This is a genomic window from Paracoccus sp. AK26 (genome assembly GCF_011801365.1).
GTDB lineage: Bacteria > Pseudomonadota > Alphaproteobacteria > Rhodobacterales > Rhodobacteraceae > Paracoccus > Paracoccus aerius.
On sequence record NZ_CP041041.1, the window covers coordinates 1,541,254 to 1,557,497 of the forward strand.

A 16,244-nucleotide genomic window follows, 5' to 3' on the forward strand; every position below is an offset into this window, starting at 1 on the left:
GCGTGCGAGCACGCACCCGACATCTCCAGCATATCCTCGCAGGGTGCGTGACATCACGCACCTCTGTCAGTGGCGATGCGTGCAAGTATACTCCTTGTTCATTTTGGCCTATGCATGGCCTTTGGAATAAATGAGTATTCGGCCGAATGTGTTTGCAGCCAGAGCCTCATACCATCAAGCATCTCACTATATGAGGAACGCAAGTCGTTGTCATTGCCTCTACTGGCATTGATGATATCTGCATCAGTTTGGCCTACTTTTGGAAAATTGGCCTTCCATGTTCGAAAACATTGATCATGTTTCTTGACTAGCTCAACGATCGCTTCAGGCGCGAGCAAGTAGAGCTGATCGCGAGCAACGTACATTTCCTGTTCACGTTCTGAGATTGAAAAGAACCGTTCAACCCTCTCAGCATTTGTGAGATCATTCATATACGGTTGCTCAAAGTAGGCTCTGCGAGCCGCCGCTGTATAGTCAGCGCAGAGTTTTTTAATTTCAGCATAAACGGCAGTTTGGCGGTCGATTTGCTTTTGCCAACGGTAAATTACTGTGGCGATCATCAAACCGATAGCCAGTTGCAGGAAAATCATCGGCTCAATCCACCTGCCACACTCGGCACATCCCCTGCCGCGAAGCCATAATGCCGCAGCCACCGCAGGTCGCTTTCGAAGAAGGCGCGCAGGTCGGGGATGCCATATTTCAGCATGGCAATCCGGTCGATGCCCATCCCGAAGGCGAAGCCCTGCCACTGGTCGGGGTCGATGCCGCCGGCGCGCAGGACATTGGGATGCATCATGCCCGAGCCAAGGATCTCGAGCCAGGAATTGCCCTCGCCGATCTTCAACTGGCCGCCTTCCCAGGAACAGCGTATGTCGACCTCGGCCGAGGGTTCGGTGAAGGGGAAATGGCTGGCGCGGAAGCGCAGCTCGACCTGATCGACCTCGAAGAAGGCGCGGCAGAACTCCTCGAGCGTCCATTTCAGCTGGGCCATGCTGATGTCGCGGTCGATCGCAACGCCCTCGATCTGGTGGAACATCGGCGTGTGGGTCTGGTCCATGTCCATGCGGTAGACGCGTCCCGGCGCGATCACGCGGACGGGGGCGCCGTGCTGCTGCATCGCGCGGATCTGGACGGGGCTTGTATGGGTGCGCAGAACATGCGGCGGGCGGTTGTCGCCGGGCGCGCGGTGCATGAAGAAGGTGTCATGTTCCTGGCGCGCGGGATGTTCGGGCGCGATGTTCAGCGCGTCGAAATTGTACCAGTCGGCTTCGACCTGTGGGCCTTCGGCGACCGCGAAGCCCATGTCGGCGAAGATCGCGGTCACTTCCTCGGTCACCTGGCTGATCGGGTGGATGGTCCCCTGCGGGCGCGGGCGGCCGGGCAGCGTCACGTCCAGCCATTCGCCGGCCAGCCGCGCCTCCAGCGCCGCATCCTCAAGCGACAGCTTGCGGGCGCGCAGGGCGGCGTCCAGTTCGTCGCGCAACTCGTTCAGGGCGCGGCCGATGGTCTGGCGTTCCTCGGGCGACATCCGGCCCAGTTCGCGCATCTTCAAGCTGATCTCGCCCTTCTTGCCCAAGGCGGCCAGACGCACCTCCTCGATCGCCGAAGGATCGGTGGCGCCGTTGATGCGGTCAAGCCATTGCTGGCGGAGGGGGTTCAGATCATCCATCGTCATGCCTCGTCCTTGTCGGGACTTGCGTTAGCATTTGTGACGACGGTGGAAAAGCCTTGGCCGCGCCGCCGGCGGCCAAGGCGGTTGAGCTATTTCCAGATTTCGCGGTTCACGCCAAGGTCCAGGTCGGGATGGTCGCCGATGTGGAAAGTCGGCTGGTGGCCCGCCTTTCGCTGCGTAACGTAGTCGCGGGTCACGCGGATGACCGTGCGGGACAGCAGGACGATGGCGATCAGGTTGATGGTGGCCATCAGGCCCATGCTGGCATCGGCGAAATTGAAGACCGTGGTCACGGCCTGGATCGACCCCCAGATCACCATTGCAAGCGCAACGCAGCGCAGGATGATGATGCCGGCCTTGCCCCCGCCCAAATAGACGACCGAGTTCTCGGCATAGCTGTAGTTTCCGATGATCGAGGTGAAAGCGAAGAAGAAGATCGCGATCGCCACGAAGATGCCGCCGAATGACCCGAAATGTTCCGTCAGGGCGCTTTGGGTCAGCGCGGTGCCGGTCAGTTCGGCCGAGGGGATCGCCCCGGACAGCAGGATCATGATCGCGGTCGCGGTGCAGACCAGGATGGTGTCGATGAAGACGCCCAAGGCCTGAACGAAGCCCTGGCTGGACGGATGGTGCGGGTCAGGCACCGCGACCGCCGCGATATTGGGGGCCGAGCCCATGCCGGCCTCATTCGAGAACAGTCCCCGCTTGATGCCGTTCAGCGCCGCTGCCATGACGCCGCCGGTCACGCCCCAGGCGGCTTCCTGCAGGCCGAAAGCGTTTGCGACGATCATGCCCAGGACGCCCGGCACTTCGGAGATGTTCATGACGATGACGATGATCGCGGCCAGCAGATAGGCCCCCGCCATGAAGGGCACCACGAATTCCGCAAACCGGGCGATCTGCGGAATGCCGCCGAAGATGATGACTGCCGTCAGCGCGGCAACGCCAATACCGACGATCCATTTTTCGATCCCGAAGGCGCCTTCGACGGCCTCTGCGATGGAATTGGCCTGCACGGCGTTGAAGATCATCCCGAAGGCCAGGATCAGCGCGATGGCGAAGACCGCCGCAAGCCAAGGCTGGCGCAACCCGTTCGCGATGTAGAAGGCCGGGCCGCCGCGATACATGCCGTCGGGTCCATGGACCTTGTAAAGCTGCGCCAGCGTCGATTCCGCATAGGCCGTAGCCATGCCGACCGTCGCCACCACCCACATCCAGAAGATCGCACCCGGCCCGCCCAGCGTCAGGGCCACCGCCACGCCGGCGATGTTGCCCGTGCCAACTCGGCTGGCCAGCGACACGGTCAGCGCCTGGAAGGGCGAGATGCCGTCGCGGTCGCCCGAGCGCGATCCGGCAACGCAGCGAAACATTTCGGGGAAGTGGCGGAACTGGATGAAGCCCAGCGACACGGTGAAATAGATGCCGACCGCGATCAGCCCGTAGATCAGGACATAGCCCCAGAAAATATTGTTAAGGAAGTCGATGATGGTGTTCATGCCGCGCTCCTGGTTCTTCAATTCACGCGAGTGTAACACGCGCGTGAACCGCCCGCCTCAGGCCTTAACGGTTTCATGGCCGAACTGTTGCACGCAGGCCGAAACGGGGTTCAGCGCGGCCTGACCTTCAGCCAGACGCCTCCGTGCGGGCGCAGGGTCAGGATCATCCGCGGCTGCGGATTGCGGCCTTGTATCGGGTCGAACCGAAAGCGCGCCAGAAGCGTGGCAAGGATGATCACCGCCTCGTGCAGCGCGAAGCTGGCGCCGATGCAGATGCGCGGCCCGGCGCCGAAGGGCAGATAGGCATAGCGGTCACGGGTGATCAGGAAGCGGTCCGGGTCGAAGGCATCGGGGCGGTCCCACAGCAGATGGTGGCGGTGCAGCGCATAGATCGGCAGCATCACCGTATCGCCGGGCAGAACCTCTCGGCCACACAGGCGGTCGGCAACCTGCGCCGTGCGGGACAGGAAAGCGGCCGGCGGGTAAAGCCGCAGCGCCTCGGACACGATCCGCTGGATCAACGGCAGGCGCGGCAGGTCGGCCGCCGTCGCGGCCCGGTCGCCCAAGGTCGCCTGCGCCTCGGTCGCGGCGCGGTCCTGGATGCCCGGATCGAAGGCGCAGAGATACAGCGCCCAGGCCAGGGTCAGGGCCGTCGTCTCGTGCCCCGCGACGATGAAGGTCAGCAGGTTGTCGCGCAATTCGTCCCGTGTCATGGCGCGGCCCGTTTCGGGATCGCTGGCGTCCAGCAGCAGGTCCAGAAGGTCTGGCGCCCCGTTGGTCCGAGGCTCTGCCGCGCGCGCGTCGATGGCCCGGTCGGCGATCTCCTTCATCCGGTTCAAGCCGGGGCGAGAGAACATGCGGCCCGGACGGGGTATCCAGCCCGGCAGTCCCATCACGTCCAGCAGCGACACCTTGGCCGTCTGCGCGATATAGCCGTCGATGGCATGATGCACGGCGTCCCGGTCAAAGGCCCGGTCGCCGGACAAGGTCACGTCCGAGATCACCTCGAAGGTCGCGGCCACTGTTTCACTGAACAGGTCCACCGGGCCGCGCGCCGCTGCAAGACGGCGGGACGAGGCCTCGGCCGCGGCGGTCATGACCGGGCCCAGCCCCTCGACATGGCGCAGGGCAAAGGCGGGTGCCACGGCCCGGCGCTGCCATCGCCACTGCGCCCCCTCGGCCACGAACAGGCTGTCGCCTATGGCAGGTTCCAGGATCAGCTTGGTGACGTTGGACTTCGGATAATCCTCGACCCTGTCCTTGAGGATGTGGCGCAGCGTCGGCGGGTCCATGACCATGTGAAAGCGCACGCCCGTCTTGCCCGAAACGATCGGCTGCCGGGTGGCGATCTGCGGGATCAGTTCCAGCAGGTTGCGCCGCGCGGTCAGGGCGGTGCCGACGATGCCCAGCGGCTGCCGGGCAAGCGCCACTTTCACGGGTTCGCGGGCAGGATGGTGCGGCGCTTGATGGATGGTCATCCAGAAAGGATAGGAAGCCGCAACCCCCAGCACAACGCCGCGAACGAAAAAGGCCAGCACGTCATCGACGCACTGGCCCAGATACCGGCTTGCCCAATTGGATCAGGCAGCGGCTTTCGCTTTTTCCACGATCGCGCCGAACGCATCGGGTTCGTTCACGGCCAGGTCGGCCAGAACCTTGCGGTCAACCTCGATCCCGGCTTTCGCCAGCAGGTTGATGAAACGCGAATAGGTCATTTCGGCGTCCACCAGGCGGACGGCCGCGTTGATCCGCTGGATCCACAGCGCGCGGAAGTTGCGCTTGCGGTTCTTGCGGTCGCGGGTGGCGTACTGGTTCGCCTTGTCCACAGCCTGGGTGGCGGTGCGGAAGTTCCGCGAACGGGCGCCGTAATAGCCTTTGGCCGCGTCCAGGACCTTCTTGTGGCGGGCGTGGGTGACCTTGCCGGATTTAACTCGTGCCATTGTTCAGTCCTCGCGATCAGCGGTTATAGGGCATGTATTTCTTGACGATCTTAGCATCAGCGTCCGACAGGACGGTGGTGCCGCGCGCGTCGCGGATGAACTTGATCGTCCGCTTGATCATGCCGTGGCGCTTGCCGGCCTGGGCGGATTTCACCTTGCCCGAAGCCGTGAACGAGAACCGCTTCTTGGCGGCCGACTTGGTCTTCATCTTCGGCATTTTCGTCTCCTTGGATCAGAGTGAACGTGCGGCTCGGCAATGCCATGTGGCCGGCCGCACGGGCAGGAAGCGCGCCGTATAAGCGCGCACGGTGAATTTGGCAAGCCGTTATGGCGTCGTGGTCGCCCCGCCCGTCAGGCGCGCCCAGGCCTGCGGGATCTGTTCCAAGCTGAACGGCTGGGGCGACAGGTAGGCCGCGGCGAAGATTGCCGCGATGCCCAGGATCAGCATGATCGCAGCGGCCCGCGGCGGGCGGGTCTGCAGAAGCTGCACCACCGCGACGACGATGGACAGAAGGCACAGCGCAATGCCGCCCAGCAGCAGGTAATCGGACATGGATGTCCCCGTGATGAAATCGTTCGACCCCGGGCTTATTCTGGATCGGACGCGAAGATCAAGCGTTCGTCGCAGGGCGCGATGCGGACGATGTTCGTGCTGCCCGGCACGTTGAAGGGCACGCCGGCGATCACGACCACCTGGCGCTTCTCGTCGGCGAAGTGGAACTCGCGGGCGGCCCTTGTCGCGTTCACCACGGCTTCCTTGAAACGGCCGAGCTGCGGCGTGATCACGCAATGGGTGCCCCAAGTCAGGCACATGCGGCGCAGCACCGATTCGACATGGGTCAGCGCGATGATCGGCACACGGGGCCGTTCGCGGGCCACCAGGCTGGCCGTCTTGCCCGACTGGCTGAAGGCGCAGATCGCGGCGATGTCGGTCGTTTCGGCGATCTCACGCGCCGCGGTCACGATGGCATCGGCCACGGTGTGCAGCTTGTTCTGGCGCGACGCCTCGATGATGGCGCGATAGTTGCCATCCGCCTCGACCGAGCGGGCGACGTTGTCCATCGTGCGCACGGCCTCGATCGGATAGGAACCGGCGGCGCTTTCGGCCGAAAGCATCACGGCATCCGCGCCTTCGTAGATGGCATTGGCAACGTCGCTGACCTCGGCCCGCGTAGGCATGGGGCTTTCGATCATCGATTCCAGCATCTGGGTCGCAACAATGACCGGCTTGGCCGCCGACCGGCACTTGCGCACCAGCCGTTTCTGGATGGGCGGAACCGAATGGATGGGCAGTTCCACCCCCAGGTCGCCGCGGGCAACCATGATCCCGTCGGACACGGCAAGAATCTCGTCAAAGGCATCGACGGCCGCCGGTTTCTCGATCTTTGACAGGATCGCGGCGCGGTTCTTGGCCAAGGCACGGGCTTCCTCGACATCGGCGGCGCGCTGGACGAAGGACAGGGCCAGCCAGTCCACGCCCAGCTGGCATGCAAACTCCAGATCCGCACGGTCCTTGTCGGACAACGCGGCAAGGGGCAGCACCACGTCAGGGACATTCACGCCCTTGCGGTCGCTGATCGTGCCGCCGACGGTGACGGTGCAATCGGCGAAGTCGGGGCCGCAGTCATCCACGCGCAGGCGGATCTTGCCGTCGTTGACCAGAAGATTGCTGCCTGGAACAAGGGCCGCAAAGATTTCCCGGTGGGGCAACTGGACGCGATGTGAATCGCCCGTCGCCGGGTCCAGGTCGAAGCGGAAGCGGTTCCCTTCCTCCAGATCGCAGGCGCCCGAGGCGAACTGACCCACGCGCAGCTTCGGTCCCTGGAGGTCGGCCAGAATGGCAATGGGGCGGCCGGTCTCGGCCTCGACCTCGCGGATCGCGTCATAGCGGTCGCGGTGGTCGGCGTGGCTGCCATGGCTCATGTTCAGGCGGAAGACGTCTGCGCCGGTCTCGAACAGCGCACGGATCATGTCCTTGGTGCTGGAAGCCGGTCCCAGGGTTGCCACGATCTTGACGTTGCGATGTCGTCTCATTCCTGCGCCCTTCTTCTGTTTGCGCTAACTATGGTCCAGATCGCCTGTCGCTGCAACTGGCGTCCGCAGACACCTTCGCATAGACATCGCCGGACATGAAGGATCACCGACCGATGACTGAACGCGCCTTCTGGACCGAGGGCGAGGATCGCCCCTCCCGCTGGCTGATCACCTGCGACCATGCGACGAACCGCGTCCCCGACTGGATCGGCGGCGGCAGCCTGGGCATCGCGGCCCAGGACATGGCCCGCCACATCGCCTATGACGTGGGCGCTGCCGGCTTGGCGTCGCGCCTGGCCGCGCTGATGGATGCCCCTGCGATCTTCTCCGACTTCTCGCGCCTGGTGATCGACCCCAACCGGGGCGAGGATGATCCGACGCTGCTGATGCGCCTTTACGACGGCACGGTCATACCCGCCAACAAGAACGCCGACGCGGCCGAACGCCAGCGGCGGCTGGAACGGCTGCACCGCCCCTATCACGCGGCCCTGGGGCGGCTGGCCGACGGGCACCCGGCACGGTGCATCTGCGCCGTCCACAGCTTCACCCCGCAGTTGCGCGGGCGCCCGATGCGGCCGTGGCAGGTGGGCATCCTTTATTCCTGGCAAGACATCCGGCTGGGTCCGCCGCTGGTCCAGGCCTGCCGGCAGGCAGGATGGATCACTGGCGAAAACCAGCCCTATGACGGCCACCTGGAGGGGGATTCGATCGACCGCCACGCGCTGAGGCAGGGCCGGCCGAACGTGCTGATCGAGGTGCGCAACGACCTGATCGCGGACCAGTCGGGTCAGGCGGAATGGGCCGCGCGGCTGGCCCCGGTGATTGCGGCGACGCTGGCTGCTGGTGAACGTCAGATAGTTTTGCCACCGCCGGACTGAAAAGAGAAGATATTCTCGTGCAGTGTTCACGAAGCTTGCCCCTATGCTCAGTAAACCTTGCCGTTCGCATCTCAAAAATAAAGCCCGCTCCTGCGGGCTCTGAAAAATAGAAAGACAATCTTTATCGCTTCACCTTTACCTTTACTTCGTTTGGGGAGATCAAAACCTTCCGAACGCCAGAGATTCTCTCATCCAAATATACGTGTTCGAGCTTTTTTGATATGAGCGCTTTGATGATCTTTAATTTCGGCAACCTGAGCTTGTTGGCACATGTTGCAATGTCGACCACGTCGTCAACGGGTTTCTGTTTGCGGGCCAGCTGATAGAACTTTTTTAAGGAAGAATCCAACTGATCAGGGAGATAACGACGATTCATTCGGCATCTGCCCGGGAAACCTGCTGGGTTGATCACGAAAGCAGACTTCAGCGCTGTAACCAGAGGGCGGCTACAGTTCAAAATATCTGGAAGCTTACTCTCGGGGATGCTCCTTAGGTATTTCGCTGCATATTCTTCTACCCTACTTGGGGACGTTACGCCCCAGTCAGCACAATCCTGAATAATGTGCGCAGCGGTGCGATGATCCAAGCCCATCGCGGCTGCGAGGCTCCGAGGAAGATGTGACCGAACGTTCTTCACTCGTGCCCCAAGAACCCGTCTGTGATGTGCGACGTAATATCTTTCTGCAATCAGGTCGCGGACGATATCTCGGATAGGCCCAGCTTGTTGATTTCCACCCAGAACTGAGCCGGCATTTCCATCGAGAAGTGAGCCACCTCTGACTATGGATTTCCGGTCATTCAGTGGTCAAGGCGTGATCGTTCTCCTTCTTTTGGCGCGCTGCGGCGGCTGAACTGGCTTTGAAGCGGAAGCTGTCGTTTCCGGTCTCCAGGATGTGGCAGCGGTGGGTGAGCCGGTCGAGCAATGCGGTGGTCATCTTGGCATCGCCGAAGACTGTGGCCCATTCGCTGAAGCTGAGGTTGGTGGTGATGACGACGCTAGTGCGTTCGTAAAGCTTGCTCAGCAGATGGAAGAGCAGCGCCCCTCCCGAGGCGCTGAAGGGCAGGTATCCCAGCTCATCGAGGATCACGAGATCGAGGCGGGTCAGGCTTTCGGCAATCTGCCCGGCCTTGCCCTTGGCCTTCTCCTGTTCGAGGGCATTGACCAGTTCAATGGTGGAGAAGAAGCGGACCTTGCGGCGGTGATGCTCGATGGCCTGGACGCCGAGGGCGGTTGCGATGTGGGTCTTCCCCGTGCCCGGGCCGCCGATCAGGACGATGTTCTGGGCCCCGTCCATGAACTCGCAGCGGTGGAGTTGCCGGACTGTGGCTTCGTTGATCTCGCTGGCTGAGAAGTCGAAGCCCGAGAGGTCCTTGTAGGCGGGGAAGCGTGCGGCCTTCATGTGATAGGCGATGGAGCGGACCTCGCGCTCGGCCAGTTCGGCTTTCAGCAGTTGAGACAGGATCGGCACGGCTGCGTCAAAGGCCGGCGCCCCTTGCTCGATCAGGTCCGTCACGGCCTGCGCCATGCCATGCATCTTCAGGCTGCGAAGCATGATGACGATGGCGCCGCTGGCGGGATCATGACGCATGACGGCCTCCTGCAGCTTGGGTGCGCAGGCCGTCGTAGCGTTCGACATTGGCCTTTGGCTCACGGCGCAGGGCCAGGGCCAGCGGGGTATCGAGGGGCGGCCCGCCAATGACCTTGCCATCGACCAGCCGGTGCAACAGGTTCAGCACATGGGTCTTGGTCGCCACGCCCTCGGCCAGGGCCAACTCCACAGCCGTCAGCACGGCCTGTTCGTCGTGCTGAAGAACCAGGGCAAGGATGTCGACCATCTCGCGATCACCGCCGGGTTTGCGCAGCATCTGCTCCTGCAACTGCCGGAAGGCAGGCGGGAACTCGGCAAAGGGCGCGCCATTGCGCAACGCCCCGGGCTTGCGCTGAAGAACAGCCAGGTAATGCCGCCAGTCATAGATCGTCCGCGGTGGCAGCTTGTGGCTGCGCTGGATGATGCGGCAATGTTCGCACAGGATGTTGCCCTCGGCCGCCACGACCAGCCGGTCCGGATAGATCCGCAGGCTGACAGGCCGGTTCGCGAATGACGCCGGCACGCTGTAGCGATTGCGCTCGAAGCTGATCAGGCAGGTGGGCGAAACGCGCTTGCTGAGTTCGATGAAGCCATCAAAGGCGGGCGGCAACGGCATCAGCGCGGTCCGCTCCTCAGCCCAGACATCGGCAATGGTGCCCGGCAGCGTGCCGTGCGGGGTCTCTTGCCACACCTTCAGGCAGCGCTGTTCCAGCCAGGCGTTCATCATGGCAAGGTCGGGAAAGTCCGGCATCTCCTGCAGGATCTGGTGGCGGGAGTCCTGAACGTTCTTCTCGACCTGACCCTTCTCCCAGCCTGCGGCCGGATTGCAGAACTCCGGCTCGAAGACATAGTGATTGGCCATGGCCAGAAAGCGGAGGTTGACCTGCCGCTCCTTGCCCCGACCAACCCGGTCCACTGCCGTCTTCATGTTATCGTAGATGCCGCGCTCGGGCACACCACCAAAGACGCGGAACGCGTGCCAGTGGGCATCGAACAGCATCTCGTGGGTCTGGAGCGGGTAGGCGCGCAACAGGAAGGCCCGGCTGTGGGACAGCTTGATATGCGCCATCTGAAGCTTGGTGCGCTCGTCGGCCAGATGCCCGTAGTCTTCGCTCCAGTCGAACTGGAAGGCTTCGCCCGGGCGAAAGGACAGCGGAACAAAGGTGCCGCGTCCCGTGGTCTGCTGTTCGCGCTGGCGATCTGTCCGCCAGTTCCGCGCAAACGCCGCAACCCGGTTGTAGGAGCCGGTGAAGCCGAGCGCCACGAGATCGGCATGCATCTGCTTCAGCGTCCGCCGCTGCTTGCGCGACTTGCCGGCTTCCGTCTTCAACCAGCCGGCCAGCTTCTCGGCGAAAGGATCAAGCTTGCTCGGGCGATCCGGCGTGGCGAACTTCGGCTCGATCGTGTCTGCCGCCAGGTGCTTCGTAATCGTGTTGCGCGACAAACCGGTGCGCCGCGCGATCTCGCGGACCGACAGCTTCTGCCGCAAGTGCATGCGTCGAATGATGTTCAAAAGTCCCATGTGGATCACTCCCGTTACCCCCGCCGCTCATCGCTTTGGGGAAAGGTTCACATGGCTCAATTCTCAGTGGAAATTACCCGCCTATCCGGCTCAGTTCTGGGTGGAAATCAACAGCCAGCTTCCAGGCTGACGGCATCATCCTGATAAAGCCAATGATATAGTGGACCAAGGTGAGCTTGCGGGGCCCACTGCAATTTACGCCCTGTCTGAACACGATCCAGAAGGTGTTCCAGTGATTTTTTGATCGTTCCAGGACCGGCGGAGGCGACCTCAAATCCGACCTCTTTCGCTTCATGCCAGTCGCTTTCGGTCAACTTGCGCAGGTGTGCCTTTGGGCCATGAGCAAGGATCAGGCCTAGCATCTCGACAGCCTTAGACGCTTGGTCGATGTCCTGCGCATCTAACCAGCTATCCCCTTTTTCTCCGAGTAACCTCGAAGCAACCCAGCGCTGCAACGACGTAACCTTTCCTGGTCTCGTGGCGGCGATAAGGGACGGCAAACGGTCCCCAACCGCCTTTACGACGTCTTGCATTGGAACGAAACCAACCGACTTATCCCACGCGTTTACCAATTGGGTTTCATGAACAGTGCATACCGGGCAGAACTTGAACTGCCACAGCAGCTTGACTCTCCATCGCTGGAAACCTGGATACGGACTCAAGCCGCCCTCCTCCTCGAGACAGTGGGGACACACCGATCGCCGAGACCTGGTCAGAAACTGATAACCAAAGTTCTCCCCCCGAAAACGGAAACGACGGTTTGCCGTCGAAAACATATGGATCGCGGTCAGTTTATCGACTCTCTGCCCGGTCAGCTCCGCCAACCGCTCCATCGCGCCATTACTTCCGGTCTCCACATCCCGGACACGGACACGAAAATCGTTCAGGAAGGGGACCAGCTCGGTCTTGGCGTGGAACGCGGCCGATCTGCCGAGATAGGAAAAGAGGGTTTCCTCCGGCTCGATCAGGACTTTAGGAAACAGCTGGGTCACCGCGCCGACCTCCCCTTCCCTGTGAATTCCGCCTGCGCGGGTGTCCTGTCCAGCACTTTCCAGTCCGCCGCCAAAAAGTGGTTCTCGTGGATCATGACATCCGTTCGGTCCGCCCACGCATCTGCCATGATCATTGCGTCGAGAACGCCCGCGCCCTCCTCCAGTGCCAGTTCACAGGCTTCAGTCACCAGTTCGATCATCAGTCCGAACCTCCCGTCGCAAGCGGAGATTAGCCGGAGCGGCAACGCTTCTGAGGCATCCAGCCGCAAGCCGGCATCATGAGACTTACTGGCAAGCAGCCCCATAACCGCTTCGGCGTCACGGTCGGGGTCGAGTGAGCTGAGGTGGTAGAATGACATCCTGCGCGAAAGCTGATCGTCCTGCCTTACGAAGGATGAGAGGGTTTCCAGTCCCGATAGGACAACGGAAACGGCGCCGTCCCCTTTCATGAGGCTCTTGAGCGTGTTGGCGATTGCGCTCACCTCTGTTGGCTTCCCGGACCTGAATACGTCCTGCGCCTCGTCAAGCCACAAGACACGAACGCCCAGTAGTTGGAGCCGATGCCTCACCAAGTTCCAGAGGTTCCACGCCTGCCTCCGGTCGCTAACTTCGGGATAGCCGGACGCATTCAGGATCGCGATCGCCAGACTTTTCACGGTAGCCGGGCTCGGGACATCGACATGCAGCATCGGGAGTTCTTCCCCGCCTGCCTTAAGAGAAGGGTGCGTCATCAACGTGCGTTTGATCAGGGTCGTCTTCCCCTCGCCCGCACGACCCGTGACGATGATCCCTCGGGTCTCCCCGTCTGGCCCCATTCGGACCGGGCGGCAGAGGCCATCCTCCGAGGTGCGGAGGAGCTTATCGACACGGCGCCGTAGTTCCGGGTCCCGGGCGGTCCGTAGGTAGGTGGTGCGCGGATCAATCATGGCCGTCTTCCCTCTCGATACGCCCAATACCACCGGTTTCACCCCGGTTACGCCGCGGCGACTGTCGCTCGCCGGTTCCGGTTGGAATACCCATCGCGAGCGGGTCTGATGGGGGCGCCTCCGGGTCTTCACGGAACCGGATGAATGCGGTCAGCCGATCCTCGACCTGGGCGAGTCGATCTGCGTCCCACCGGTCTTCGATCAGACCGCGTTCCAACCGCGCGCTGGTGTTCTTTTGATCGATGGCGCTGTAGGCGGCCCAGATCACCTCTGCAGCCTCCTCCTCCGTCCTGGCACGCTCACGGCGAACTGCGGCGGCTGCTCGCGCCCAGTGAGTCGCACTGACACCCTCGAACCGGCCATCCACCGCCTTCAATTCGCGCCAGGTCCCCTCATCTAAAATCTCGCTCGCGCCCAAGTTGGTCGGATCGAAGCGGACCTTGTAACAGTTGCCGATATTTCGGACAAAGCGCTGCGCGAGCACCACGTCGTGGTAGCGCACGTTCATTACCCGGATCCCGTCCTTGGCGAGTTTACGCTCCACCTCCACGCCGAACGCGATCCGCATCTGCCGTGCGCTGGGAGGCGGCAGGATATGATGCTACTCGGTTAGGGCTTTCCACATCTGTGCAGGTGACCTTCCGCCCAGCCCGGAATGCGGTCGGCGGTGATAGATGTCGACCACCCAGCGGACCAGCGCGAAGGCGAGGTCGTCGAGGGTGAGTGCCGCATTTGCTTCGCTGGGGTGATCGCCCCGTTCAAGGATGGAGCCGAACGTCCGGCCGGTGAGCCTGGCGATGAGATCCTGTGCGATGGTGGAGAAGATGCTTTCGATTGTCCCACGCATCTGCGGGACCTTTGCGACGGTCCGGGTGACGCGGATCCCGAGGTCCTCGGCCGCGGTCCGAAACGCCCAGCTGAGGTAGGCGCTTCCATTGTCCGAACAGATCTCTTCCGGGCGTCCGCACATAAACCAGGCGGACAGAGCCCCGACCGCATCTGCCCAGACGGACTTGTCCTCAATGATCATGCGCAACGCTTCTAACCCAGAGTGCTGGCTGGGGTTCAGGCTGATCTTCATCGCCAAAATACAGCGGGTGGCGCAATCGATCGCGATGGTCACCCAGACCCGGACCTTCTCGCCGGTCAGCCCCATCCGCTCACGTTCCTCCTCCGACAGCGCCCGGCCAGCCCCCGAGAGAGCCAGGATCACCATCAGGTCCATCTCGCACTCATCGATCTCGACGCGCTGCAGCGGCCGGAGGTGGGTCAGTCCGCTACCGACTGTCCGGGCATAACGCAGGGCGGCGTCCTCCCCGTAGCGCCCTGCATAGACCAGAAGCGGATCAATCTTGCGGATCGCCCGCTCCAATGTGCTTCGCGAGGGGGTGCGAAGAAGGCGCTCGCCGCTGTCACTGCGGCCTCGGTTCTCTTCCCGGATCCGGGCCGCCAGCCTCTGGTGGATCATCTTCTTGCTTGGACGCTGGGAAGACGCGTATTCCCGCGCCGCTTCGTGAAGCATGTCGACTTCGACTTTTAGGAGGTCGGGCCCTTTCTTGCCGGAACGAGAACGGTTGTCACGAAGGCCCGCGATCCCGTCGCGCTCGTAGTTCTTGATCCACGTGCGCAATGCGCGGGGGCTGGGACATCCCACCTGGGAGACCTTCTTGCCCGCCTTCCGGCGCTCGGGGATCCGTCCGTCCGAGTAGATATCGTTTGCTAGTGCGGTAAGGACGTTTCGACCGGCATTCATCGAGGCGTCGGTGCGCTTGATGGCGCGACGCGCCTCCAGCGTAAGGAACGCCTACACATAGCATTCTCGCAGCCGCGCTTGCTCGAGATCCTCGGCGCTCGCGCCGCGCATCATCGCCTCGGGAGAACGGGGTCGGTTTGCCTCCTGGGCCGGAGCGAAGTGTCCCCGCTCATGCTGCAAATCCCCTCTGCGCACGAACTTGGCAAGCTCCTCATGGGTGATCTCCTCGGTAAGGCCCCCGGGGAGGTCATTACGCACCATGAGGTAGCCGCTCGCACTTGGGCTGATCGGGCGATAAGGGACGTTGGCGATGCGGACGAGATCGTCCCGCTCCAACCTGTATTTGGGCAATACTGCGTTCATGAGACCTCTCCTTGCTGATGACGTTTTTGGGGAACTGCCCTGATGCGGGAGGACATGCCGATCCTCTCATGGGCGCAGAGGACAACCTCGCCAGCCTTGATCAGGCGGGCAACGCTGTGGATCACGCGGGTCCCCAAGCCGGTTGCGACTGACAGGTCCGCGATGGCGACGGAACCGAAGACTTGTGAGAGGGCTGCAGCGGTCCGCCCGTCCGCCTCCGGGTCAGGAAACCTTGCGGCATGGATAATTTCGCCGTTCGCAACCGCTACCGGGTGCAGATCCCGTTCCGTCACGAGAGCCACTCGATCTGCAACCGCGCGCGGCATCATCGCGGCAATTTGCGTCAGCTTGGCCCTGACGGCGTTCTTCTTGACGTAGATCTCCGGTTTGACCTCAACCGCGACGACGTCACCGTTCCGCATGGTCACTTCCATGTCGAAGGTGTAGATGCGCGGTTCCCCGTCGGGGCCGCTGTATTGGACCCGGGGACATTGGGTGAGAACCCGAGCAACATCAGGCCTCGCATCCATGACCAGGATGGCGTTCCGTTGTAACCGCCCGGTTGCCACCGCCTGCCTGAGCGTGGGGTGATCGGCTAAGACACGTGCATAGCGACGTCGTTAACGACGTATCTTATGCGGGGCTTTCGATGCGTGGTGACATTCTGGGTCTGGAACGGCGTCGTCGCTGGAGCGACGAGGAGAAGCTCGGGATCGTGCTGTCGGTGGGGGTGGCGGGCGCGACGGTGACGCAGGTGGCGCAGCGCCACGAGGTAACCCGACAGCAGCTTTATGCCTGGCGGCATGAGCTGAAGAAGAAGGGGCTGCTTTCCCCGCTTCCGGAGACTGTGTTCTTGCCTGTGGAGTTGAGCGCGCCCGCCGAATTGGCGGTGCCTTCCTTGGCTGAAGATTTGACGCCGCAACGCCCCGCCCTGATTGAGCTTCAGCTGGCCAATGGCCGGTGCCTGCGCTTTGACCCGATGCTGGACACGACCACGCTGACGCGGTTGATCCGGGTGGTGGAGGCGGCATGATCGGGCCCGGCACCGGTGTCCGGGTTTATCTGGCCTGCGGGGTGAC

General features: G+C 62.6%; 18 protein-coding genes. 2 read left to right on the forward strand and 16 right to left on the reverse strand.

Annotation, left to right across the window (positions count from 1 at the left end; genetic code table 11):
- Positions 1 to 98: 98 nt before the first annotated feature.
- The 8 genes from FIU66_RS07645 to pyk all read right to left on the reverse strand — a co-directional run bounded on the left by FIU66_RS07645 (position 99) and on the right by pyk (position 7,142).
- Positions 99 to 590, reverse strand: coding sequence for a hypothetical protein (locus tag FIU66_RS07645; RefSeq protein WP_167622144.1), 492 nt, complete (start codon positions 588 to 590; stop codon positions 99 to 101).
- Positions 587 to 1,669 carry a phenylalanine--tRNA ligase subunit alpha gene (pheS, locus tag FIU66_RS07650; RefSeq protein ID WP_167623433.1) on the reverse strand — a complete coding sequence of 361 codons (1,083 nt, stop codon included), beginning with the start codon at positions 1,667 to 1,669 and terminating at the stop codon, positions 587 to 589. Before pheS ends, FIU66_RS07645 begins: the two co-directional genes overlap by 4 nt.
- A 92-nt stretch (positions 1,670 to 1,761) precedes the next feature.
- Positions 1,762 to 3,168, reverse strand: coding sequence for a sodium:alanine symporter family protein (locus tag FIU66_RS07655; protein WP_167622145.1), 1,407 nt, complete (start codon positions 3,166 to 3,168; stop codon positions 1,762 to 1,764).
- Positions 3,169 to 3,278: 110 nt separating this feature from the next.
- Positions 3,279 to 4,646 carry a cytochrome P450 gene (locus FIU66_RS07660; protein WP_167622146.1) on the reverse strand — a complete coding sequence of 456 codons (1,368 nt, stop codon included), beginning with the start codon at positions 4,644 to 4,646 and terminating at the stop codon, positions 3,279 to 3,281.
- Between the two features lie 102 nt (positions 4,647 to 4,748).
- Positions 4,749 to 5,108 (reverse strand): 50S ribosomal protein L20, encoded by a 360-nt coding sequence (gene rplT / locus FIU66_RS07665; protein WP_167622147.1) that lies wholly within the window; start codon positions 5,106 to 5,108, stop codon positions 4,749 to 4,751.
- Between the two features lie 16 nt (positions 5,109 to 5,124).
- Positions 5,125 to 5,325, reverse strand: a complete 201-nt coding sequence (rpmI, locus tag FIU66_RS07670; RefSeq protein WP_130989495.1) for a 50S ribosomal protein L35 — start codon at positions 5,323 to 5,325, stop codon at positions 5,125 to 5,127.
- A gap of 108 nt (positions 5,326 to 5,433) precedes the next feature.
- Complete coding sequence (locus FIU66_RS07675; protein ID WP_167622148.1) at positions 5,434 to 5,661, reverse strand: hypothetical protein; 228 nt, start codon at positions 5,659 to 5,661, stop codon at positions 5,434 to 5,436.
- A 35-nt stretch (positions 5,662 to 5,696) separates the two neighbouring features.
- Positions 5,697 to 7,142: a pyruvate kinase gene (gene pyk, locus FIU66_RS07680; protein WP_167622149.1), complete on the reverse strand. Its 1,446-nt coding sequence runs from the start codon at positions 7,140 to 7,142 to the stop codon at positions 5,697 to 5,699.
- Between the two features lie 113 nt (positions 7,143 to 7,255).
- Here pyk and FIU66_RS07685 point away from each other — a divergent pair, with 113 nt between their 5' ends.
- Complete coding sequence (locus FIU66_RS07685) at positions 7,256 to 8,020, forward strand: N-formylglutamate amidohydrolase (protein ID WP_167622150.1); 765 nt, start codon at positions 7,256 to 7,258, stop codon at positions 8,018 to 8,020.
- A 794-nt stretch (positions 8,021 to 8,814) separates the two neighbouring features.
- Here FIU66_RS07685 and istB read toward each other — a convergent pair.
- From istB to FIU66_RS07725, 8 genes are all read right to left on the reverse strand, one after another.
- Complete coding sequence (gene istB, locus FIU66_RS07690; RefSeq protein ID WP_167622151.1) at positions 8,815 to 9,609, reverse strand: IS21-like element helper ATPase IstB; 795 nt, start codon at positions 9,607 to 9,609, stop codon at positions 8,815 to 8,817.
- A complete protein-coding gene (istA, locus tag FIU66_RS07695; RefSeq protein ID WP_167622152.1) occupies positions 9,599 to 11,131 on the reverse strand; it encodes an IS21 family transposase in 1,533 nt (510 codons plus the stop codon). The genes istB and istA overlap by 11 nt, the downstream gene beginning before the upstream one ends.
- Before the next feature lie 107 nt (positions 11,132 to 11,238).
- Positions 11,239 to 12,123 carry a TniQ family protein gene (locus FIU66_RS07700; RefSeq protein ID WP_167622153.1) on the reverse strand — a complete coding sequence of 295 codons (885 nt, stop codon included), beginning with the start codon at positions 12,121 to 12,123 and terminating at the stop codon, positions 11,239 to 11,241.
- Entirely contained in the window at positions 12,120 to 13,049 is a 930-nt protein-coding gene (locus tag FIU66_RS07705) for a TniB family NTP-binding protein (RefSeq protein WP_167622154.1), read from the reverse strand. The genes FIU66_RS07700 and FIU66_RS07705 overlap by 4 nt, the downstream gene beginning before the upstream one ends.
- A complete protein-coding gene (locus FIU66_RS07710; RefSeq protein WP_167622155.1) occupies positions 13,042 to 13,617 on the reverse strand; it encodes a Mu transposase C-terminal domain-containing protein in 576 nt (191 codons plus the stop codon). Before FIU66_RS07710 ends, FIU66_RS07705 begins: the two co-directional genes overlap by 8 nt.
- A gap of 33 nt (positions 13,618 to 13,650) precedes the next feature.
- Positions 13,651 to 14,802 (reverse strand): DDE-type integrase/transposase/recombinase, encoded by a 1,152-nt coding sequence (locus FIU66_RS07715; RefSeq protein ID WP_167622156.1) that lies wholly within the window; start codon positions 14,800 to 14,802, stop codon positions 13,651 to 13,653.
- Between the two features lie 51 nt (positions 14,803 to 14,853).
- Positions 14,854 to 15,165 carry a hypothetical protein gene (locus FIU66_RS07720; protein ID WP_167622157.1) on the reverse strand — a complete coding sequence of 104 codons (312 nt, stop codon included), beginning with the start codon at positions 15,163 to 15,165 and terminating at the stop codon, positions 14,854 to 14,856.
- Positions 15,162 to 15,587, reverse strand: a complete 426-nt coding sequence (locus FIU66_RS07725; RefSeq protein WP_210254088.1) for a hypothetical protein — start codon at positions 15,585 to 15,587, stop codon at positions 15,162 to 15,164. The genes FIU66_RS07720 and FIU66_RS07725 overlap by 4 nt, the downstream gene beginning before the upstream one ends.
- Before the next feature lie 227 nt (positions 15,588 to 15,814).
- Between FIU66_RS07725 and FIU66_RS07730 the strand changes: the two genes are divergently transcribed.
- Positions 15,815 to 16,198, forward strand: coding sequence for a transposase (locus FIU66_RS07730; protein ID WP_126152565.1), 384 nt, complete (start codon positions 15,815 to 15,817; stop codon positions 16,196 to 16,198).
- The last annotated feature ends 46 nt before the right edge of the window (positions 16,199 to 16,244 follow it).